This window comes from Corynebacterium sp. HMSC076C10 (assembly GCF_001812455.1).
In the GTDB taxonomy this organism is placed as follows: domain Bacteria; phylum Actinomycetota; class Actinomycetes; order Mycobacteriales; family Mycobacteriaceae; genus Corynebacterium; species Corynebacterium jeikeium_D.
In genome coordinates this window covers 1-21,014 of record NZ_KV809084.1, presented here as the reverse complement: position 1 = coordinate 21,014, position 21,014 = coordinate 1, and the positions used below count along the sequence as shown (strand labels likewise).

Here is a 21,014-nt window from a genome sequence, read left to right as displayed (position 1 = left end):
ATGTCATCTCAGACGGATAAGCGCAGGCAGGAAGTTCTTCGGGCAATTGTCTCGGATTACGTAGCTTCCCAGGAGCCGGTCGGCTCGAAGGCTCTGGTGGAGCGCCACAATCTGGGTGTGTCCTCGGCGACCATTAGAAATGACATGGCGGTGCTGGAGGCTGAAGGTTATATCCAGCAGGAACATGCATCGTCCGGGCGTATCCCGACTGAGAAGGGCTACCGCCTTTTTGTGGACAATCTTTCGCAGATTAAGCCGCTGTCCCGGGCCGAGCGCCGAGCTATCCTCGAGTTCCTCGAAGGCGGCGTCGATTTGGAGGACGTTCTGCGTCGCAGTGTGCAGCTGCTGGCTCAGCTAACCCGCCAGGTTGCAGTGGTGCAGGTGCCGACGCTGGAGGTCTCCCGCGTCCGGCACTGCGAGGTCGTACAGCTCGCCGACGCGCGATTGTTGCTGGTAGTCATCACTGACACCGGGCGCGTGGAGCAGCGCAATGTTGAGCTGCCAGCACCGATGGATCCCGATCTCGTGCCGCTCTTGCGTGAGCATTTCAACCGCGCAATGTCGGGGCACACGCTTGCCGACGCGTCGATTGCGATCTCCGATCTTGCGGCTAACGCCCCGCGTGATTTGCGGGATGTGCTTATTCGCTGCTCGACGGTGCTGGTGGAGTCGTTGATTGAGAAGCCGAATGACAGACTCATCCTGGCCGGAGCGTCGAATTTGACCCGTGGTAATATGGCCGGTCGCTTACCTTCTACGTTGCCCATGGTTCTTGAAGCTCTCGAAGAACAGGTGGTCGTGCTGAAACTGCTGTCGGCCGCGCAGGATTTGCACCACGTTCGCGTTTCTATCGGTGAGGAAAACGAGGACGAGGAGCTGCGCGCTACCTCAGTTGTTTCAACCGGCTATGGCACCGGCACCGAAATTTTGGGTGGCATGGGCGTAGTTGGCCCCACATTTATGGATTATCCGGGAACAATTTCCTCGGTTGCTGCTGTTGCACAGTACGTTGGCCGGGTATTGAAAGGAAGTAGCTAAAGTTGGCACGCGACTATTACGGCATCCTCGGAGTGGAGAAGGACGCTACGGACGCTGAGATTAAGAAAGCGTACCGAAAGCTGGCGCTCAAGTACCACCCAGACCGTAATCCGGGTGATGAAGAAGCTGCGGAGAAGTTCCGTGAGGCATCTGAGGCGAACGAGGTCCTGCTGGATCCTGAAAAGCGCCGGATTGTGGATATGGGAGGAGATCCTCTCAATCCGCAGGGCGGTATGCCAGGCGGTGGCTTCGGCGGTTTCGGCGGCGGCGGAGTCGGCGATATCTTCGAAGCATTCTTCGGCGGTGCGGGCGGTACCCGCCAGCGCCGCTCGCGTGTACAGCCAGGTGCAGATGCACTGCTGCGTATTTCTCTGGGCCTCGATGAGGCATTCACCGGTGTCCGCAAGCCCATCACGGTAGACACCGCGGTGCTGTGTGAGCAGTGCGAGGGAACTGGCTCGAAGTCCAAGTCCAAGCCGAAGATGTGTACCAGCTGTGATGGCACTGGCGAGATTCAGCAGGTCCAGCGTTCCTTCCTGGGCAATGTGATGACCTCGCGGCCGTGCCCGACTTGTGAGGGCACCGGCGAGATCATCCCCGATCCGTGTAACAACTGCGGTGGCGATGGCCGCGTCCGTGCTCGCCGTGACCTGACGGTCAACGTTCCGGCAGGTATCTCTGATGGCATGCGTATTCGCATGGCAGGGCAGGGCGAGGTCGGTCCGGGCGGTGGCCCGGCGGGTGACCTCTACGTGGAAGTTGCCATGGACCCGCACCCTGTATTCGAGCGTGAGGGCGATGATCTGCACTTTAACGTGCAGGTGCCCATGGCTGATGCCGCACTTGGTACCGAGTTTGAGGTCGACGACCTGCTCGGCGAACCAATGACCATCAAGGTTGATTCGGGCACCCAGCCGGCAGAGCAGATTTGTCTGTCGGGTAAGGGCATGCCGCATCTGCGCGGCGAGGGCAACGGCGACGTGGTCGCACACGTCGATGTCACGGTGCCGACGAAGCTGGACCGCAAGTCCCGCGAGCTGCTGGAGAAGCTACGCGAGCACCGCGATGATGATGCCAAGGTGGCAGACTCGAGTGAGCGCAACGGTTTCTTCTCCCGATTCCGCCGCCGTTAGAACACGCCATCCCCAAAGCCCCCTCCAGTGAGTGTGAAGCACACATGAGTTTGCCCGTATTCCTCGGTGAGTTCACCGAGCTGCCGCGCCCGGAAGAAATCATTCGAATCCTCGGGTCGGAGGCAAAGCACATCAGCGTTCGCAGGCTGAAGGAGGGCTCGGAGATTCTTCTTGCCAATGGTGCGGACAAGGTGGTGCGGGCACAGCTCATGCACGTAGATCCTCGTGAGGTTCACGTTCGTGTGGTTGCCGCTGAGGAACGTCCACGTCCGCGCCCGCACGTCACTGTGGTGCAGGCGCTGCCGAAGTCGGATCGTGCTGAGCTTGCGGTCGATTTGATGACCGAGGCCGGGGTCGATGAGATTATCCCCTGGGCGGCCGTGAATTGTGTGGCCCGATGGCAGGGTACCGCGAAGGTCACTAAGGCCCGCGCCAAGTGGCAGTCGGCTGCGCGCGAGGCAGCGAAGCAGGCTCGTCGTGCATGGATTCCGCCGGTCGCTGACCTGCATAGCTCCGCTGATATTGAGCAACTCATCCGGGAAACCACGTCAGCAGGTGGTGTGGCAGCAGTTTTGCACGAGGAGGAAACAGCTCCGTTCGTGGACTTCGCCGCGCAGGCAGCAAACGCTGACAAGGTTCTTTTCATCGTCGGCCCAGAAGGGGGAGTCAGTCCTGGGGAACTCGAGGCCTTCCGCGCCGCAGGTGCTAGCTCGGTAGTACTCGGCCCGACAGTTCTCCGCAGCGCCCTCGCGGGAGCTGCTGCTCTTTGCGCACTGGGCCCGTTGACAAAGCGCTGGGGCGGCGCACCCACGCCTGGTCAGTAGGATAGACGCATAATGACAAAGTATTCAGTAACTGCTCGTACCACTGCCGTCGTCGAGCTCGATGACAATCTCGCGCCGATTGTGGTCGGTCATGCGGATCAGAACCTACGTCTGCTGGAATCTCTGCTGGCAGCGGATATTCATGTCCGCGGCGGAGTTGTGACAATCAAGGGTGCTCCGGCGGATGTTTCGTTGGCTGTCCGCGCTTTCAAGGAGTTAGAGGCAATGGCCCGTCGTGGGCACGAGCTCTCCCCGGAGTCGGTGCGGCACGCGGTGGGCATTGTGGATCGCGGGGAGAAGTCCGCCAGCGAGGTGCTCGGTGGCGGCATCGTGACACATCGTGGCAAGACCGTGCGTCCCAAGACTGAGGGACAAAAGAACTACGTCGATGCCATCGACCGCTATAACGTTGTTTTCGGTATCGGCCCCGCCGGTACGGGCAAGACCTTCTTGGCCATGGCCAAGGCGGTTGCTGCACTGAAGAATAAGCAGGTAGAACGCATTATTCTGACTCGCCCCGCAGTGGAGGCGGGTGAGAACCTGGGCTTCCTGCCGGGTACTCTGCACGAGAAGATTGACCCCTACCTGCGCCCATTGCACGATGCGATGCGCGAAATGCTTGAGCCAGAGCTGATTCCAAAGCTGATGGAAACTGGGGTAGTGGAGGTCGCACCGCTGGCGTACATGCGCGGTCGTACCTTGAACAATGCGTTCATCATTCTCGACGAAGCACAGAACACTACTCCGGCGCAGATGAAAATGTTCCTCACCCGCCTGGGCTTCGGTTCGAAGATGGTCATCACCGGTGACGCCAGCCAGGTCGACCTGCCTCGGGGGCAGAAGTCCGGTCTGGCCGTCGCCCGTGAGGTGCTGCGCGGCGTGCCGGGAATCGCTTTTCCGGCGCTGGCCGCTGCGGATGTGGTGCGCAACCCGCTGGTAACCGCAATTGTCGAGGCCTACGATGACTACGATGCCTATAACGAAGGTATTGAGCAGGGCACCGAGTCCCCACAAAAGCGACAGTCCGCCACAAAGCGATAAAGGACGCTGAAATTACATGAGCATTGAAGTTTTCAACGAGTCCGGTCAGGGCGTCAATGAAGAGTCGCTTATCGACGTTGCCCGTTATGCGCTGGGCCGCCTGGACGTGCATCCGGCAGCTGAGCTGAGCATTCACATTGTCGACTTGAAGACGATCGAAGATCTCCATGTGCGCTGGCTGGATCTGCCGGGTCCGACGGATGTGATGAGCTTCCCGATGGATGAGCTCACTCCTGGCTCTGGCCGACCAGATGCAGCTAGCCCAGGGCCTGCAATGCTGGGCGACATTGTGTTGTGCCCGGAGTTTGCCGCGGGGCAGGCGGAGCGTGCAGGTCATCCGCTAAGCCACGAGTTGGTTCTGCTCACCGTGCATGGTGTGCTGCACCTGTTGGGTTATGACCATGTCACGGCGGAGGAAGAGCGTCAGATGTTCTCCCTGCAGAATGGCCTGTTGGCGGATTGGTACGACGACATCGATCGTCGTGGCGTGAGCTTTTCCGAAAAACCAATTAACCCCAATGCGTTCCCGGAGCGTTCTAACGAGCGATGATCACTTTGATAATTGTCGCCGTTGCGGCGATGATCTGCGCTGGCGGACTTAACACAGTCGAAACTGCGGTCGCAGGGATTTCCCGTGCGCGCGTGGCCGAGCTGCAGCGTGACGAGGTCGCGGGTGCTAATGCGCTTCTCAAGGTCGTAGAAAATCGGGCTCGGCACGTCAATGTGCTGGTGATTTTGCGTACGCTGTGCGAGTCAATAGGTGCAGTGACGCTGGCGGCGGTCTGTCTCAAGCTTTTCGAGCCGGAGCGCTGGGCCATTGTGGCTGCAGTGGTGTTGCTGGCTCTGTTCACCTTCCTGGTCCTCGGGGTGTTTTCCCGCACCATGGGTCGGAAGAATCCGTACTCGATTTCCCTCGCCACCGCGGTCGTCCTGAGTTTTATGGCCAAGGTGTTGGGGCCACTGGAAAAGTTGCTGATTTGGTTCGGCAACATCATCACACCTGGTGGTGGCTTCCGCGATGGCCCGTTCGCCACTGAAGTCGAGTTGCGCGAGATGGTCGATATCGCCCAGGAGCGCGGCATTGTGGAGCACGATGAGCGCCGCATGATTCAGTCTGTGTTCGATCTCGCGGAAACGTCGGCACGCGTTGTTATGGTTCCGCGCCCAGAGATGGTGTGGATTGAGGCGGATAAGCACTGTGGTCAGGCAGTGGCCCTATGCGTGAAGTCGGGTCACTCGCGACTGCCGGTGATTGGCGAGAGCGTTGAGGACATCGTCGGCGTCATTTACTTGAAGGACATTGTCCAGCAGACGTACTCGCGTACTGATGGCGGCCGCGGTGTTCGCGTCTCCGAGGTCATGCGTGACTGCGTTTTCGTGCCCGATTCCAAGCCACTGGATGATCTGCTCGATGAAATGCAGCGCACCCGCAATCACATCGCCATTCTCATCGACGAATACGGATCGGTCGCCGGTCTTATCTCTATTGAGGACATCCTCGAGGAGATTGTCGGTGAGATTGCCGACGAATACGACGAGGCCGAGCAGGCCCCCATCGAACCACTGGGGGATGCCTCCTACCGCGTGCAGGCGCGCCTCAGCTTGGGCGAGCTCATAGAGCTTTACGACGAAGCCCACGGGCGCCAACTCGTCTTCGATGACGAGGTCACCGATGAGGTGGATACGGTCTCCGGTCTGTTGGCATATGAGCTTGGACGTGTGCCACTGCCCGGTTCGTACGTAGAATATGCAGGACTGAAGTTTACCGCCGAGGGCTCGCGTGACCGTCGTGGTCGTATGCGGGTACGCACTGTGGTGGTGGAGCCGACTGCGGAGTTTTACTCCGAGGAAGAAGATACTGATGGGCAATCTTGATGACATGCTGGCCAATGCTGGACTTGGCGGAGATGCTGATGATTACAGTGCGCCGGAGGGCTTTCGCTCTGGGTTCGTTTCCATTGTGGGGCGTCCGAATACCGGTAAGTCCACGCTGACCAATTCCCTGGTGGGCGAGAAGATCGCTATTACCGCTAACCAGCCGGAAACCACGCGTCATCCAGTCCGAGGTGTAGTCCACCGCGAGAACTGTCAGATTGTTGTCGTGGATACGCCAGGTCTGCACAAGCCACGCACGCTGCTCGGTGAACGCCTGAATGACATGGTTCAGGAGACCTACTCCGATGTGGACTTGGTCGCGATGGTCGTGCCTGCCGACGAGAAAATTGGTCCCGGTGACCGTTGGATTTACGAGAACGTCTCCAAAGGTTGCAAGAACATCATGGGCATTGTGTCCAAGGTGGATAAGGTCTCGCGCGACACCATTATTGAGCGCCTGATCGAGCTGCAGGAGTTGCTCGGTCCGGATGCTGAGTTGGTTCCACTGTCGTCGAAGTCCGGGGAGAATATCAATACGCTGATTGATGTCATGGCTTCCCAGTTGCCGGAGGGCCCACGCCTGTACCCAAAGGGGCACATCACCGATGAGGATCTGCACACCCGGATGGCGGAGCTCATTCGCGAGGCGGCCCTCGGCGGTCTGCGCGATGAGTTGCCGCACTCCGTGGCAGTCCAGATTGATGAGGTGCTGCCGAACCAGGACCGCGAAGGCGTCCTGGATGTCCACGCCGTTATCTATGTCGAGCGTTCGGGGCAGAAGTCCATCCTCATGGGGCGCGACGGTCGACGCATGGGCACCACCATTCACAAGGCTCGTAAGGAACTCATTGCGCTGCTCGGTCAGAATGTTTACCTCGACCTGCGCGTGAAGGTGCTGAAGGACTGGCAGTCGGACCCGAAGCAGCTGGGCAAGTTGGGATTCTAAAAAGTTGGTCGAGCCGTATCGCGACCGTGCGCTGGTCGTACGCCGCTACGACCTCGGCGAAGCCGATCGCATCATCGTCCTTTTCACCCGCGACCACGGCCTAGTCCGCGGTGTCGCCAAAGGCGTGCGGCGCGCGAAGAGCCGCTTCGGCTCCCGCCTCTCACCATTCGTCGACGTGGATGTCAACATCTACCCACGCCGAGGACTGTCCACTATCGCAGGCGCAGATACCGTGCGCACGTGGGCAGCACCGCTTGTCGACGACTATGCGCGCTACACCTGTGCGTGTGCAGTCCTGGACGTCGCCGAACGCATTGTCGGCGAGGAGCAAGTGCCGGCTCCCGAATTGTGGGATCTCACCACTCAATCGCTCGACGACGTTGCGGCCGGTCGCCATCGCCCCGATTTGTTGCTGACCTCCTACATTCTGCGAGCAATGGCGCAGGCCGGTTGGCAGCCAAGCCTCTTTGAATGCGCAGGCTGCGGCAAAGCCGGGCCTCATCATGCGTTTTCTCCCGCATTAGGTGGAGCAGTGTGCACTAACTGCCGGCCACCGGGTGCAGATACTCCGCCGACCGAGGTTCTGCATCTGATGTGGCAGCTTGCTCATGAGCAATGGGCGGGCATCGATACGTCGTCAAGCGATTTTGAGGGGCGGATTGCGACGGCGCGTACCCTAACGGCGAAGTACCTGCAGTACTACCTGGGCCGCCGGGTGCCGGCGCTGGAACATGTGGATGCTTTTTGGCAGTAAACAGTAGCGGTGGGGCACAATAGGAAGCGTGTTGAATCCTCCTGTACCGCAGCAATTCGTGCCCAATCACATCGCGCTCGTGATGGACGGCAATGGTAGATGGGCCGAACAGCGTGGGCTCAAACGCACCGAGGGGCACAAGCGTGGTGAGGCCGTGCTGATGGAGTGCGTCGATGCTTGTTTGGAGATGGGTGTCAAGCACCTGTCGGCCTACGCATTTTCCACTGAGAATTGGCGTCGTTCGGTCGATGAGGTCCGATTCCTCATGGGCTTTAATCGCGACGTGCTGCGCCGACGTCGTGATGAGCTGGATTCGAAGAACGTTCGCGTGCGTTGGGCAGGGCGTCGCCCGCGACTGTGGCGCTCGGTGATTAAGGAACTTGAGATTGCCGAGGAGCAGACGAAGGACAATGACGCGCTAACTCTGTATATGTGCGTCAACTACGGTGGTCGCGCTGAAATTGTTGATGCTGCTAGAGAGATTGCTCGTCAGGCAGCAGCGGGGGAGCTCAGCGAATATGACTTGACCGAGAAGTCTTTCGCACAGTTCCTGGATGAGCCGACTATGCCGGATGTCGATCTGTTCCTGCGTCCGTCGGGTGAGCAGCGCACGTCCAACTTCTTGATCTGGCAGTCCGCCTATGCGGAGATGGTCTATCAGGACAAGCTTTTCCCGGATTTCGGTCGGGATGACATGCGCGCCGCAGTGGTGGAGTACGCAAAGCGCGACCGTAGGTTCGGCAAGGCCTAGAGCCGATATTTTTTTAGGGGGGGGGGAGCCCGGGCTACTTCTTCTGGCAGTCCCTACACAGGCCGAAGACCTCAGCAGTGTGCCCGGTCAGATTAAAACCGTGCTCCTCCGCAAGGCTGTGAGCCCACTGCTCGACAGGGCCGCCGGCGACTTCAACGGTGCTGCCGCAATCGGTGCAGACCAGGTGATGATGGTGGTGGTCACCGCACAGCCGGTAGAGAGCCTCTCCGGAGGCATTGTGCAGAACATCGACAATGTCCATTTCTGCAAGGGACTGGAGCGTCCGATAAACCGTCGTCAAGCCGACCTTGTCCCCACGTTCCGTCAGCGACTTATGAATGTCAGCAGCGGAGCGAAAATTAGGGGCCTCACTCATAATCGACACGACGGCGCGGCGTTGGCGAGTACTGCGCTGGCCGATGCGGGTTGCGGCCGGCCGCGCGGGGGCGTGTGCCCCGGTGCTAGCGGGGGAGCCCGTACCACGTGGGTTTTCGCCAGAACTAACTTCGTGCATATCTTCGCCAGCCATGTAACCGACACTACCCGGTATCGGTTGGACAAGATGCGCTAGAGTATAGGGGAACTTTTAACTGGCCTGTTGGGGTCAGTACATTTTGCTTTTCAATATGTCGTTCGCCGCACGGAACGGGCTGAATTGTGTGCCCGGAAAAGGCGTGTGGTGTGCGATGCGAAGCCATTTATAAGGAGTGGTCTAGACCGTGGCACCTAAGTCAGTTGTCGATACCGTCGCCAACCTGTGTAAGCGCAGGGGGTTCGTTTACCCGTGTGGTGAAATTTACGGCGGTACCCGCTCGGCATGGGATTACGGTCCCCTGGGTGTGGAGCTGAAGGAAAACATCAAGCGCCAGTGGTGGAAGACCTTCGTCACCGGCCGTAAGGATGTCGTCGGCCTGGATTCCTCCATTATCCTGCCGCGCCAGGTCTGGGAAGCTTCCGGCCACGTCGCTACCTTCACCGACCCGCTGGTGGAGTCCCTGCACACCCACAAGCGCTACCGCGCTGACCACCTGCTGGAGGCCTACGAGGCCAAGCACGGTCACCCGCCGGCCAATGGTTTGGCAGACGTTCCGGACCCGGAGACCGGTCAGCCGGGCAACTGGACCGAGCCGCAGATGTTCTCCGGTCTGATGAAGACCTTCCTCGGCCCGGTCGACAATGAGCAGGGCCTGCACTACATGCGCCCGGAGACCGCTCAGGGTATCTTCGTCAACTTCAAGAACGTTATGACCACAGCTCGCCTGAAGCCACCGTTCGGTATCGGCCAGACCGGTAAGGCATTCCGCAACGAGATCACCCCGGGTAACTTCATCTTCCGTACCCGCGAGTTCGAACAGATGGAGATCGAGTACTTCGTCGCACCGGATCAGGCGGAAGAGAAGTTCGATGAGTGGGTCGACGCCTGCTGGAACTGGTTCATTGACCTGGGCGTTAACCCGGAGAACATGCGTCAGTTCGACGTTCCGAAGGACGAGCGCGCTCACTACTCTGCACGCACAATCGACTTCGAGTACCGTTTCCACTTCCAGGGCAACGAGTGGGGCGAGCTGATGGGGGTCGCCAACCGTACGGACTACGACCTCGGCTGCCACATCGAGCACTCCAAGGAAGACCTGCGTTACCACGACCAGGTCACCGGCGAAAAGTACGTTCCGTTCGTCATTGAGCCGTCCTTCGGTCTGACCCGCGCCCTGATGGCCTTCCTGTGTGATGCCTACACCGAGGAAGAGGTGCCGAACGCAAAGGGCGGCACCGACACCCGTACTGTGCTGAAGCTGGACCCGCGTCTGTCGCCGGTTAAGGTTGCTGTTTTGCCGCTGTCGAAGAAGGACACCCTGACTCCGACTGCTGAGGCTGTCGCCGACAAGCTGCGCCAGTACTGGGCCGTCGATTACGACACCTCCGGTGCTATCGGCCGTCGTTACCGTCGCCAGGATGAGATCGGTACTCCGTTCTGTGTCACCGTTGACTTCGATACTCTCGAGGACAACGCTGTGACCGTCCGTGACCGCGACACCATGGAGCAGGAGCGCGTCAAGATTGACGAGCTGGAAGGCTACCTCGCAGCTCGCCTGGTGGGCTGCTAATGGCCGAAGAAGTTTTTTGGGAATCCTATAGTCTCGGCGACGGCTCTCGGGAAAAATCCGAGCAAACCTGGCCGATTCTGAAGGAAAGCACCGAAGTCGGCACGTACATCCGTGATGAGCAGGGCGATCGCCTCAACACCCCGGAAGGGGAGTGGGTCATTGATGCCTCTGCTAATCACCGTGTTTCCGCCACGCTTCCCGACGGCCGCGTGTTCTCGACCGTTGCTGCTGACCGTGACAAGATTTCGCGAGCCAAGCAGCTTTCAGTGACCTTTGGGCCGGATCGTCCTGAAGGCAAGCTGGTGTGCGAGGGATCGACGAACTACGTCATCGAGAATGCGAAGACCGGCGAGAAGTGGGGCCAGTTTACCGGTGCGTCCCGTGGCGTGCGCCACGCAGAGGTGCAGTTCGACACCGATGAGGGCCGTGCGCTGCCGGAAGAGGAGAAGATCTTCCTGGTCTACAGTGCTCGTCGAGTGCTGGAGTCCCGCATGGTTTCCTCTACCTGGATTCTCACTGTCTGCTTGCTCTTGCTGATTGCCTATATGATTTGGGTGTGGATCGTGTAGCAACTATTGCAGACGGCGTCGTTTACGACGAGAACAAAAAGACCCTGTCCGACGGCTGGAGCTGTCAGGACGGGGTCTTTAGTGCTTTCTGGATCACCTCGCCACAAGGGCGTGGCTGGCAGGTGAAAGCCCGCTTTTTTAGCACGAACGCGCTAGTGATGACGAATCCGGATGAGGGGGATTCTTTCGTCCTAAACAGAGAAGGACGGGGAATTCGCACGGTCTTCGACATCGAGCGGCCAGGCTATGAGCTCGCCCGAATCGTCAGAGAGGACAGCCTAGGCCGAGGGGTATTTGGTGTCTATGCCCAGAAAGGAGACTTCCGGGGGAGTTTCGAAGACTGGCTGATTGCCGCCGCTCTGGCGACGTGGTCTGTGGATGGACCACGCCAGATGCGAATCTAGGCGGGAATCTAGAAGCCCATTGTGCTGCCGGAGCCGCCTGGTCGGCTCGAACCTCCGCCGAAACCGCCGAATCCGCCGATACTGCCACCAAAGCCGCTGTTGTTGCTGAGCATGCTGCCTAGCACCATGCCGGCGACCATCGAACCGTTGCTGCCGCCACCGCGGCGCTGATCCTGGTAGCGGCGGATGTCACGGCGAGCCAAGTCAGCGGCCTCAGCCGCGAGCTTGCGCGCACGACGTGCGTAGGCCAACGCCTTTCGCGGATCGTTGTTGGCCAAGCCCTGGGCAGAGCCGTAAGCACGCTGCGCCTCCGCGAGGCGAGTGCGAGCCTCAGCGCCAACCACACGGCGGCGGGTAGCAATTAAGTCAGCCGCGGCGCGAATGTGATTGTCGGCATCCTGCATGCTGTGCTGCAAAGTAGCGGTAGCGCGGGCGAACGACGCGGCCTTGTCTCGAGCGGAGTCGAGGGCTTCGTCGAGTAGCTCATCGGCATCGGTCAGTGCGGTCCAGGAACTCAGTGGATCCACTTCGGACTTATTGGCTGCCACACCGAGTGCTTCACGGCCTGCTTCGATGGCCGCATTGAGACGCTCGCGGTTGATGTTTGCGCCTTGCGGTGCCGACATCAGGTGCGAGGCCTCATCGATTTCACCGCGGACCTCGGCGATAAGGGAAGCCAGTCCAGCGACTGCAGCGTGAATATCGCTATCGGCGTGTTCAATGGCCTCCAGAAGACTCTCTGCCTGTGTGAGCGCAAAGTCGGTGGCCGACAGCGCATCGACCAGACCACCTTGCTCACCGGCAGGTAGGTCCGCGATGCGGCGGGCCTCAGACATTGACTGGTCAGCCTGATTCAGGTGCTCCGTGGCCATGTCGATATTGTCGGTCACAGAGCTGAGCATCTGCTCTTCGTAACGTGCGCGCAGACCGTCGAGAATTTCGCCGGCACGCGGCATACGTGAGCGCAGCTCGACACTTCGCTGAGTGAGCTTTGAAATGGTCGCTTCAGCATTCATTAACTCCTGGCGGAGTTTCTGGAAGTTTGCGGCCTCGCCGTCGAGCTGGTCATCCGCAACACCACAGGTGGAGATAATCTCCAGCAGGACACTGCGGCGCTCGATTTCGTCGGTCACGGAGCCGTCGTCAAGCTGTTGGCGAAGTGCAAACGCACGCTCGAGCGTGGACTGAGAGTGCTTCAGTGCGTTGTCGAAGCTGCGGATGCGTTCGGTGCCGAACTCAGCGCGGGCGAGGTCGAGCTCGGTGCGGGCTTTGCGAATGGACTCATCGGTACTGACAATCTCATCGTGCGCAAGAACATCGAGCGAGCTGGTGCTCAGCGAGTCCAGCGAAGAGACATCCCTGGGGTCGATGTTGCGGCCACGAGCGATCTCCTCCTCATCGCGCTTCTTCTTATTGCGGCGGCCCACGGCCCAGGTGGCGCCACCGACAACGGCGGCACCACCGAGGCCGGCGCCGAGTGCCCACCCACCGGCGGAGCCGCTGCCACCGCCTGCCTCGGCGATGGCAGCTTCACCCGCAGCTGCCCAGTTGTCATCCTCTAACAACTGCCCTTGAGCTGCTCTGTTGATGGCCTCCGCGTTGCGGGGGAAGGAGTCTCCGACGAAAGCGCCGAGGTTTCGGTCTTCCACAGCGACGACGATGACACCGCGGTTGTCGGCAGCTCCGAGGTGTTCCCAGGCCTGCTGTGCCCACTGCTGGCCCTGAATGCCGTCGAAGCTCTTGATATAAAACACCGAGAACAGGAGTCGCTTGTCGGTCTTGAGTTGCTGAATCTGCTCCTTCAGACGAGCTTCATCGCCGCTGCTCAGCACACCTGCGAGATCAGCCACCTCGCCCGACACATCTGTCGGTGCCTCGGCGTGCGACAGTGGTGCTGACGGTGTGAGTGCCAGCAGCGAAGCAGGTGCGTGAACCGGTGGCTGTGCCGGTAGCGCGGCAGTAATTAGCGGCATGCTCAGGCCGAGGAAAGCACCCGATGCAGCAAGGTAAAGGGGGCGAAACACGCGATTCCTGTCAGACATATCTACAAGGATACGTAACAATAATTACGTGGCCGGTAAATTTTCGTATTCATCTTTTGAACTCGCTCGTATTGTCGAGGAGTCTCCGAAGCAGTCATTGCTGCCCGGGGTGCAGTCCTTGGAAACCCACCGGGCGGCGTTTGCGCGAGATCGCGCCCGCGTCCTGCACTCCGCAGCGCTGCGCAGGCTGGCTGACAAAACCCAGGTTGTGGGGCCAGGGGAGGGTGATACTCCGCGCACGCGCCTGACTCACTCGCTGGAGGTCGCGCAGATTTCCCGCGGAATCGCCAGCGAGTTGGGTGCAGATGAGGATCTCGCAGAGCTGGCCGGCCTGACCCATGACATCGGGCATCCGCCGTATGGCCACAACGGCGAGCGTGCCCTCAACGAGATTGCCGCTGGTTGCGGCGGGTTCGAGGGCAACGCGCAGACGCTGCGTATTCTCACTCGCCTCGAGCCGAAGGTGCTCGATGGTACAGGTGAGCCCTGTGGACTCAATCTCACTCGGGCGGCGCTCGATGCGGCTTGTAAGTACCCGTGGACACCGATCGGTCCCGATGGTCAGCTCCGCCACAAGTACGGCGCCTACCAGGAAGATGCTGCGATCCTGCAGTGGATTCGCCAGGGCGTTCCGCACGGCAAGCAGTGTCTTGAGGCGCAGATCATGGACTGGTCTGACGATGTCGCCTATTCCGTCCACGATGTCGAGGATGGCATCGTCTCTGGCCGCGTTGACCTGGGTGTTCTGTGGGACACAGTGGAACTGGCCGCGCTCGCTGACAAGGGTGCTGCCGCATTTGGTGGCGATCCAGCGGAGCTCGTCGAGGCTGCCGGGCGTCTTGCCAGCTTGCCGGTGGTATCAGCTGCGGCGTCCTATGATGGTTCGCTGCGCTCGCTGGTCGCGCTGAAACGGATGACCTCGGAGCTGGTCGGCCGTTTCGTCACGGCTTCCGTCGCGGGTACGCGTGCTGCCTCCGGGTCGACGCTTCCGCTCGGGCGTTACGACGCGGACCTCGCCGTGCCCAGCTCGATTCTGGCGGAGGTCACCATGCTGAAGACCATCGCCGTGCTGTATGTGATGGATCTTCCGCGTCATATTCGCCGTCAGGAGCGTGAACGCGATCGTCTTTTCCGGGTGGCCGAGTATCTGCAGGAAGGTGCTCCAGGGACGCTTGATCCGATGTTCCAGTGGCTCTATTCCCGGGCGGAGAGTGACCAAGCGCGGCTGCGGGTTATCGTTGATCAGCTAGCGTCGATGACGGAATCGCGTGTAGAGCGGCTTGATCGCCAGATTGCTGGTGTGGCTGCGGCGTGGGGGTAGTGCTGTCAGCGATTACTATTTTTGAAGTATCCGCTGAAGGCTACTACTGAGGTCATCGGAAAGCGCCTTCGTAGTCTCTGCGTCGGGCTTCGCATGCATGTAATCGAGGGCTAGTCCATTTACGATAGCTGTGATGAGCCGGGCCGTCTGAGCTAGACCTCCAGGGACGTCTGCGGCGGACAGTGCTGAAATGAGATGGTCCTGGAATCTACTGAGTTCGTTCTGGTACTCCTGGGCCAGGACTTTGCGTGTTGATGCAGCGGCACCGAGGATAACCCACAGTGCTGCGTCTTCGCGCTGTATTGGGCCGATGGGGAGTAGTTCGAGCAGGGAGCGGTGGAGCTGTTCTAGCGGCGAGGTATTCGATTGAAAGCGTAGCGACGAGACTCTTTCATGCTGTCGTGCTGCCGAGCGCAGAAGTGCCCTGCTGAGTAGTTCGTCTTTCGTGCCCATAAAATACTGCACTGTTCCAGGGGCTACGCCCGCCTGTTGAGCCACTTTTCGAACGCTGACAACGTCGAACCCCTGGTTAACAATTACTTTGATTGCTGCATCGGAAATGGCTTTTTCTTGAGGTGACATCATGCTCATATCCTAAAACTCCTTTGGGGTTTCATTCGCGCCACTTCCCGTACGACTGTATGATAGTTTACTATACGAATGTACGAGGGAGTGATGGAGATGGACTATCTTGTTCTTGTGGGGCTTGCGCTTCTTGACAGTCTCAGTGCTGGAACCCTGCTGATTCCAGTAGTGCTGCTCATCGTCTGGCGGAGGATGAGGGGTGCCGAATACGTTACTTATTTAGGGACAATTGTCTTGTCCTACTTTGCGGTTGGCATCGCGCTCTTTTTCGGCCTGCGTCAGGCTTTAGACGCAGTCTCGGGCATTGCATCCAACACTTGGTTCAGTTGGGTGATGATGGTCTTGGGTATTCTGTTAGCTGCTTACGGAATCCTGGCACCGAATCCCAAGAAACGGACTGTCGAAGAGATACTTGAATCTCGGTCGGAGGACACTAAAAAAGGTTCTGCCGGTCTCCCAGCGATGGTGGGGTTGGCCTTAGCGGCAGCAGTTGTCGAGGTCGGTACGATGTTGCCGTACTTGGCGGCAATCGGAATTATTGAATCGATGGCAGTGCCTTTCGCAGTGCAACTGCTTATCCTTGCGCTCTACTGTGTAGTGATGATTTCGCCCGCAGTCATTGTTGGAGTGCTCTTCGCGGCCTTCGGAGACAAGGTCTATAACCGGGTAGTGAGTGTTATCCCCCGGTTGGAATATGAAACAAAGGTCACTGTTTTGTGGGTGGCAGCAATAATTGGCATCGTTCTTGTTGCCCGAAGCGCAAATCAACTCGGTTTTATCGGGTAGCGCTGATTCCGCAGTAATACTTTGGCTCAGTCCTCCGCGTCAGGAATTTCGCAGAAGCTCTCATAGTGGTCATCGGTGTAGTACCAGACATCCGGATCGTTTTCGGAACCGCCGCCGACAACGATGCGGCGTGCACCGCGGCTGGAATTGCCCGGGGTGGTCACGGTGTATTCGCGGTAGTAGTCACCGCGCTCCTTCGGCAGGCGTCCCTCGTAGTTGCCGAAGTGCTTGCCGTCGTGCCGCGAATAGATGTGGTCCTGGTCGGTCAGGATGCGGTCGATAACATCGTCGGCCTCCTGCGGCAGGGTATCTACTGCGCAGGTAGCACCCTTGGTGCCAGCCTTATTGCTGCCCGAGTTGGGGCCAGGTTTAGGGCCTGGTTTCGCGCTGGGCGCAGCGGAAGTCTGCGTTTCGGTATTCTGCGACCCCTGTGAGTTCTCGGATGCCGTAGAGTTCTGGTCTCCGCCATCGAGCCCGAAATAACTACCAGCCAGCACCAGGGCGGCAGCGCCTACGCCGCTCGCAATCTTCTTCCACTCAGCCATGGCTAGTATCTTTCCATATCGGTCGCCGCCGGCACGTTATGGGCTGGGCGCGGGCGGCTCGTCGGTAAGCGAAACCTCTACGGCGGAGTCGATTGGACGGGTTGGGTAAGGTTATTTTCATGGCTAGGGGAAGAATTCCGGACTCCGATATCGCGGCAATCCGCGAACGGACTCCGATTGAGGAGATCGTTGCAGAATACGTGAACCTCAAACCGGCTGGCGCGGATTCTCTGAAAGGGCTTTCGCCTTTTAAAGACGAGCGCACGCCGTCGTTCCACGTACGCCCCAATCATGGCTACTACCACTGCTTTTCCACCGGCAAGGGCGGTGATGTATTCAGCTTCCTCATGGAGATGGAACACCTGTCGTTCCCGGAGGCTGTCGAAGCCTGTGCGGAGAAAATTGGCTTCCACATTAACTATGAGGGCGGCGGCACGGGCCGTCGCGAGGAACCGGGAACCCGACAGCGTCTCATCGCCGCAAACCGCGAGGCACAGAAGTTCTACCGCGAACAGTTCTCCACGCCAGCGGCAGCGCCCGCGCGCGAGTTTCTGGAAAACCGCGGCTTCACCGCCGAGCACGCGGCCCAGTTCGGCTGTGGTTACTCGCCAGCCGGCTGGGACACTCTAACCAAGCACCTGCAGCGCCTGGGCTTTAGCTTCGAGGAGCTGGATAAGGCGGGTCTTTCCAAGATGGGGCGCATGGGGCCGATCGATCGTTTTCACCGTCGTCTCATGTGGCCGATCCGCAATATGTCCGGCGATGTCATCGGTTTTGGTGCCCGCAAGCTTTTCGACGATGACAATCTGGGCAAGTACATGAACACGCCCGAGACCATGCTGTACAAGAAGTCCAAGGTCCTCTTCGGCCTGGATCTGGCAAAGAAGGATATTGCCGCTGGTCATCAGGCTGTAATCGTGGAGGGCTACACCGACGTCATGGCCATGCACGCCTCGGGCGTGACCACAGCCGTCGCGTCCTGTGGCACCGCTTTCGGCGAGGAGCACCTCCAGCTGCTGCGTCGTCTCATGCTCGACGACAACTTCTTCCGCGGCGAACTCATCTACACCTTCGACGGCGACGAGGCAGGGCAAAAGGCCGCCATGCGCGCCTTCGAGGGGGAGCAGAACTTCACCGGCCAGTCCTACGTCGCGGTCGCGCCGGACGGCATGGATCCGTGTGATCTGCGCCAGAAGAAGGGCGAGGCCGCAGTCCGCGATCTCGTTGCTTCACGACGGCCATTGATCGAATTTGTCCTCCGCACACTTCTGGCCGACTATGACCTGACCACCGCTAATGGCAGGGTCTCCGGGCTGCGCCGAGTGGTGCCTGTCCTGGCCCAGCTCAAGGACGCGGCGTTGCGCGATGAGTATGCCCGCGAAGTTGCCGGCTGGATTGGCTGGAATGATGAAGCCGAGCTGGTGCAGCGCGTCCGCGAGGAGGCCAGTCGGCCACAGAATGAAAAGCGCACTCCCTACCAGCGTCGCCAAGAAGAGGCCCGTGCCCGCGAAGAGGCAGAGGAAGCGCGGCGCCGGCGCAACCCGGCACTGCCGTATCCAAACCCGCGGGACCCTGTGCTCTATGCGCAGCGTGAGGCTCTCAAGTTGGCAATTCAAGAGCCCGCCACCACCGGCCCGGTATTCGATGCGCTCGCACCCGAGACCTTTGGGCATCCGACCTACCGGGCGGTATTCGATGCCATCATGGCTGCAGGTGGTGCCTGCGGGGAAGCGGCCACACAGCCACATAGTTGGGCGACCGCAATTATGGATCAGGCGCGGGAGGACGTCGTCAAGCATCTCGTGACTGAGCTGGGCGTGGAGCAAATCGCCGTCGATGCAGAGACGCTGCGCCCGTATGCGCAGGCGATTCTGGCGCGGTTGCAGGAGGTGTGGGTCGGTGACCAAATTGCACAGCTGAAGGCGATGCTCTCACGAATGCGCCCCTCAGACGACGAAACCGCCTACAACTCGCTGTTCGCGGACCTGCTCGCGATGGAGCAGTACCGCCGCGAACTGCAAGCAGAGGCGGTCAAGGTCGTGTTTGAGTAGCTAGTGGCTAGCGACTAGTAGCCGCGGCGAATCCACTCTTCCAAGTGCGGAGCCTCGCGGCCAATCGTCGTGTGGTCGCCATGACCCGTGCGGACAGTCGTTTCCGCAGGCAGAGTCAGCAGGTTGTCGCGGATAGAGTTAATAATCGTGTCGAAATCCGAGTAGGACCGACCGGTCGCCCCCGGACCGCCGGAAAACAGCGTGTCACCAGAGAACAGCTCCGCGGCCTCCGGCACGTACAGGCAGCACGAGCCAGGGGAGTGACCCGGAGTGTTAATAATGACAACCTCCGTGCCTGCAATCTCCAGGCGCTGACCATGCGCGAGATCCTCGTGCGCCAGGTCCGGCCAGGACTGATCCCACAGCATCTGGTCGCCCGGGTGGACGAGCAGGGGAGCGTCGAGCTTCTCCTGCAGTTCAGGGGCCACAGTGATGTGGTCGTTGTGCGCGTGGGTGCATACAATCGCCTTTACCTTGCGGCCATCCACCGCATCAATAATCGGCTGCGCCTCATGCGCCGCATCGATGACAATGACCTCACGGTCATCGCCGAGCACCCATACGTTGTTGTCTACGTCCCACGTGCCACCATCGAGCGAGAACGTGCCCGACGTGAGAACGTGGTCAACCCTCAAATCCTTGTTCACAGCGTCACCACCGATCGCAGTACCTTACCGGCCTTCATAGTTTCGAAGGCCTCATCAACATCCTCAATGCCAATGCGCTCCGTCACGAAGCCCTCTAGTGGCAGGCGGTTCTGCAACGACAGATCCACCAGCATCGGGAAGTCGCGCTCTGGCAGGCAGTCGCCGTACCAGGACGACTTCAACGCACCACCGCGGCTAAACACATCCGCCAGCGGGATATCCAGCTCCATTGTCGGCGCCGGAACGCCGACCAGAACAACGCGTCCAGCCAGGTCACGGGCGTAGAACGCCTGCTTGTAGGTTTCCGGACGGCCGACCGCATCAATCACGACGTCAGCACCGAAACCGTCGGTCAGCTCACGCACTCGCTTAACGACGGGATCCTCTTCCCCGGTGCCCTTATCGCTCTTAGCCAGCTCCGCAGAGTTAATGGTCTCGGTCGCGCCGAATTCGCGGGCGGTATCCAGCTTCTCGTCCGAGATGTCGATGGCAATAATCTTGCTAGCGCCGGCCAGCTTGGCACCGGCGATAGCTGCGGTACCAACGCCGCCGCAGCCGATGACGGCTACCGATTCACCGCGCTTGACCTCGCCGGTGTTAATAGCCGCACCGATGCCGGCCATGACACCGCAGCCCAGCAGGCCCGCAACGGCCGGATCGGCTGCCGAATCGACCTTGGTGCACTGACCCTCGTGGACGAGGGTGGCATCCGCAAAAGCGCCGATTCCAAGTGCTGGGGTGAGGACGGTGCCGTCGGCAAGCGTCATGGGCTTGGAGGCGTTGAAAGTGCTAAAGCAGTACTGTGGCTCACCGCGCTTGCAGGCGCGGCACTCGCCACAGACGGCGCGCCAATTGAGGACAACGAAATCGCCGACGGCAACATGCGTGACCTCTTCGCCAATCTCGGAGACCACGCCTGCGGCCTCGTGGCCGAGGAAGAACGGGTACTCGTCGGTGATATCGCCGTCGCGGTAAGCCAGGTCTGTATGGCAGACACCGCAGGCCTGGATGTCAACAATGACATCGTTCAGGCCCGGGGACGGGATGTGGATATCAGTAAGTTCTACAGGTGTGCCTTGTTCGCGTGCGATAACGCCGCGAACAACGCGTGCGGTTTGCTCGGTGTTTTCGGTTCCGTTGGTTTGTTCAGACATAAGCCCCATCGTATGAACGCGGTATGAAAAGTGCATGATGGAAAGCATTTTCAGTACTGGTAGGAGCTTTGTGGGCGCTGTGCGAGGTTGCGTGGATTGTGTGGATTGCGTGGCTCTGAGAACTCACAACGGTGTCATGACGTGTGGGAAAAGAAGGTCTAAATTGACCTTTGACCTGGCGATTTGTGAGTTTCAAGGGGTCTGGGTAAAGTATCTATCCGTCGCAAGGAACGGCATGGCCGAAGTTCGGTTTAGCCGGTTCTGTGCGGTGGATATTCCTCCATAGCTCAATGGCAGAGCATTCGACTGTTAATCGAAGGGTTGCTGGTTCGAGTCCAGCTGGAGGAGCAATTAAGCCAGGTCAGAGAGTTTTTCTCTGGCCTGGTTTTCGTTTAAGAAGACGAAGAAGAGGGTTAAGTAAAGAAAAGTGTGTCTTTTCCGGG

The 21,014-nt window shown here is 59.6% G+C and carries 21 protein-coding genes and 1 tRNA gene; 16 read left to right on the top strand and 6 right to left on the bottom strand.

The genetic code is table 11. The annotated features are described in order from the left end of the window. The 9 genes from hrcA to HMPREF2857_RS00100 are packed head-to-tail and all read left to right on the top strand — an operon-like array spanning window position 1 to window position 8,362. A complete protein-coding gene (hrcA, locus tag HMPREF2857_RS00140) occupies window positions 1-1,038 on the top strand; it encodes a heat-inducible transcriptional repressor HrcA (RefSeq protein ID WP_016423119.1) in 1,038 nt (345 codons plus the stop codon). Between the two features lie 2 nt (window positions 1,039-1,040). Next, window positions 1,041-2,171, top strand: a complete 1,131-nt coding sequence (gene dnaJ, locus HMPREF2857_RS00135) for a molecular chaperone DnaJ (protein ID WP_070642031.1) — start codon at window positions 1,041-1,043, stop codon at window positions 2,169-2,171. A 44-nt stretch (window positions 2,172-2,215) separates the two neighbouring features. Further along, window positions 2,216-2,995, top strand: coding sequence for a 16S rRNA (uracil(1498)-N(3))-methyltransferase (locus tag HMPREF2857_RS00130; protein WP_069359237.1), 780 nt, complete (start codon window positions 2,216-2,218; stop codon window positions 2,993-2,995). 12 nt (window positions 2,996-3,007) lie between these two features. After that, window positions 3,008-4,036: a PhoH family protein gene (locus HMPREF2857_RS00125; RefSeq protein ID WP_070642028.1), complete on the top strand. Its 1,029-nt coding sequence runs from the start codon at window positions 3,008-3,010 to the stop codon at window positions 4,034-4,036. A 16-nt stretch (window positions 4,037-4,052) separates the two neighbouring features. After that, complete coding sequence (gene ybeY, locus HMPREF2857_RS00120) at window positions 4,053-4,586, top strand: rRNA maturation RNase YbeY (RefSeq protein ID WP_005511056.1); 534 nt, start codon at window positions 4,053-4,055, stop codon at window positions 4,584-4,586. After that, window positions 4,583-5,911 carry a hemolysin family protein gene (locus HMPREF2857_RS00115; protein WP_070642026.1) on the top strand — a complete coding sequence of 443 codons (1,329 nt, stop codon included), beginning with the start codon at window positions 4,583-4,585 and terminating at the stop codon, window positions 5,909-5,911. The genes ybeY and HMPREF2857_RS00115 overlap by 4 nt, the downstream gene beginning before the upstream one ends. Window positions 5,912-5,915: 4 nt before the next feature. Continuing rightward, window positions 5,916-6,857 (top strand): GTPase Era, encoded by a 942-nt coding sequence (era, locus tag HMPREF2857_RS00110; protein ID WP_042389423.1) that lies wholly within the window; start codon window positions 5,916-5,918, stop codon window positions 6,855-6,857. Between the two features lie 4 nt (window positions 6,858-6,861). After that, window positions 6,862-7,611, top strand: coding sequence for a DNA repair protein RecO (gene recO / locus HMPREF2857_RS00105; protein WP_070549895.1), 750 nt, complete (start codon window positions 6,862-6,864; stop codon window positions 7,609-7,611). Between the two features lie 28 nt (window positions 7,612-7,639). After that, a complete protein-coding gene (locus tag HMPREF2857_RS00100; protein ID WP_016423112.1) occupies window positions 7,640-8,362 on the top strand; it encodes an isoprenyl transferase in 723 nt (240 codons plus the stop codon). Between the two features lie 34 nt (window positions 8,363-8,396). On the opposite strand, the gene HMPREF2857_RS00095 is transcribed toward HMPREF2857_RS00100, so the two are convergent. Continuing rightward, a complete protein-coding gene (locus HMPREF2857_RS00095) occupies window positions 8,397-8,891 on the bottom strand; it encodes a Fur family transcriptional regulator (protein WP_070642024.1) in 495 nt (164 codons plus the stop codon). A gap of 190 nt (window positions 8,892-9,081) precedes the next feature. Here HMPREF2857_RS00095 and HMPREF2857_RS00090 point away from each other — a divergent pair, with 190 nt between their 5' ends. From HMPREF2857_RS00090 to HMPREF2857_RS00080, 3 genes are read left to right on the top strand one after another with little or no spacing between them, the layout of a single operon-like run. Then, complete coding sequence (locus HMPREF2857_RS00090; protein ID WP_070642021.1) at window positions 9,082-10,467, top strand: glycine--tRNA ligase; 1,386 nt, start codon at window positions 9,082-9,084, stop codon at window positions 10,465-10,467. Then, window positions 10,467-11,036 (top strand): hypothetical protein, encoded by a 570-nt coding sequence (locus tag HMPREF2857_RS00085; RefSeq protein WP_070429158.1) that lies wholly within the window; start codon window positions 10,467-10,469, stop codon window positions 11,034-11,036. Before HMPREF2857_RS00090 ends, HMPREF2857_RS00085 begins: the two co-directional genes overlap by 1 nt. Further along, window positions 11,024-11,440, top strand: a complete 417-nt coding sequence (locus HMPREF2857_RS00080; protein ID WP_049192874.1) for a hypothetical protein — start codon at window positions 11,024-11,026, stop codon at window positions 11,438-11,440. Before HMPREF2857_RS00085 ends, HMPREF2857_RS00080 begins: the two co-directional genes overlap by 13 nt. 8 nt (window positions 11,441-11,448) lie before the next feature. Here HMPREF2857_RS00080 and HMPREF2857_RS00075 read toward each other — a convergent pair whose 3' ends face one another. Further along, entirely contained in the window at window positions 11,449-13,482 is a 2,034-nt protein-coding gene (locus HMPREF2857_RS00075; RefSeq protein ID WP_246819556.1) for a TPM domain-containing protein, read from the bottom strand. A 28-nt stretch (window positions 13,483-13,510) separates the two neighbouring features. On the opposite strand from HMPREF2857_RS00075, the gene HMPREF2857_RS00070 reads away from it, so the two are divergent. Then, complete coding sequence (locus HMPREF2857_RS00070) at window positions 13,511-14,803, top strand: deoxyguanosinetriphosphate triphosphohydrolase (protein WP_048732682.1); 1,293 nt, start codon at window positions 13,511-13,513, stop codon at window positions 14,801-14,803. Between the two features lie 15 nt (window positions 14,804-14,818). On the opposite strand, the gene HMPREF2857_RS00065 is transcribed toward HMPREF2857_RS00070, so the two are convergent. Then, complete coding sequence (locus tag HMPREF2857_RS00065) at window positions 14,819-15,394, bottom strand: TetR/AcrR family transcriptional regulator (RefSeq protein ID WP_070642017.1); 576 nt, start codon at window positions 15,392-15,394, stop codon at window positions 14,819-14,821. An 84-nt stretch (window positions 15,395-15,478) separates the two neighbouring features. Between HMPREF2857_RS00065 and HMPREF2857_RS00060 the strand changes: the two genes are divergently transcribed. Continuing rightward, window positions 15,479-16,174, top strand: coding sequence for a GAP family protein (locus HMPREF2857_RS00060; protein ID WP_016423104.1), 696 nt, complete (start codon window positions 15,479-15,481; stop codon window positions 16,172-16,174). Window positions 16,175-16,200: 26 nt separating this feature from the next. Here the strand turns inward: HMPREF2857_RS00060 and HMPREF2857_RS00055 are convergent, their stop codons facing one another. Further along, window positions 16,201-16,719: a guanyl-specific ribonuclease gene (locus HMPREF2857_RS00055; RefSeq protein ID WP_070642014.1), complete on the bottom strand. Its 519-nt coding sequence runs from the start codon at window positions 16,717-16,719 to the stop codon at window positions 16,201-16,203. Window positions 16,720-16,838: 119 nt separating this feature from the next. On the opposite strand from HMPREF2857_RS00055, the gene dnaG reads away from it, so the two are divergent. Then, entirely contained in the window at window positions 16,839-18,770 is a 1,932-nt protein-coding gene (gene dnaG, locus HMPREF2857_RS00050; RefSeq protein ID WP_080969560.1) for a DNA primase, read from the top strand. A gap of 14 nt (window positions 18,771-18,784) precedes the next feature. On the opposite strand, the gene HMPREF2857_RS00045 is transcribed toward dnaG, so the two are convergent. Both HMPREF2857_RS00045 and HMPREF2857_RS00040 read right to left on the bottom strand, forming a co-directional pair. Continuing rightward, entirely contained in the window at window positions 18,785-19,417 is a 633-nt protein-coding gene (locus tag HMPREF2857_RS00045; protein ID WP_070642011.1) for an MBL fold metallo-hydrolase, read from the bottom strand. Beyond that, window positions 19,414-20,571: an S-(hydroxymethyl)mycothiol dehydrogenase gene (locus tag HMPREF2857_RS00040; RefSeq protein WP_070642184.1), complete on the bottom strand. Its 1,158-nt coding sequence runs from the start codon at window positions 20,569-20,571 to the stop codon at window positions 19,414-19,416. Before HMPREF2857_RS00040 ends, HMPREF2857_RS00045 begins: the two co-directional genes overlap by 4 nt. A 276-nt stretch (window positions 20,572-20,847) precedes the next feature. Between HMPREF2857_RS00040 and HMPREF2857_RS00035 the strand changes: the two genes are divergently transcribed. Then, window positions 20,848-20,919 (top strand) — tRNA-Asn (locus HMPREF2857_RS00035). The last annotated feature ends 95 nt before the right edge of the window (window positions 20,920-21,014 follow it).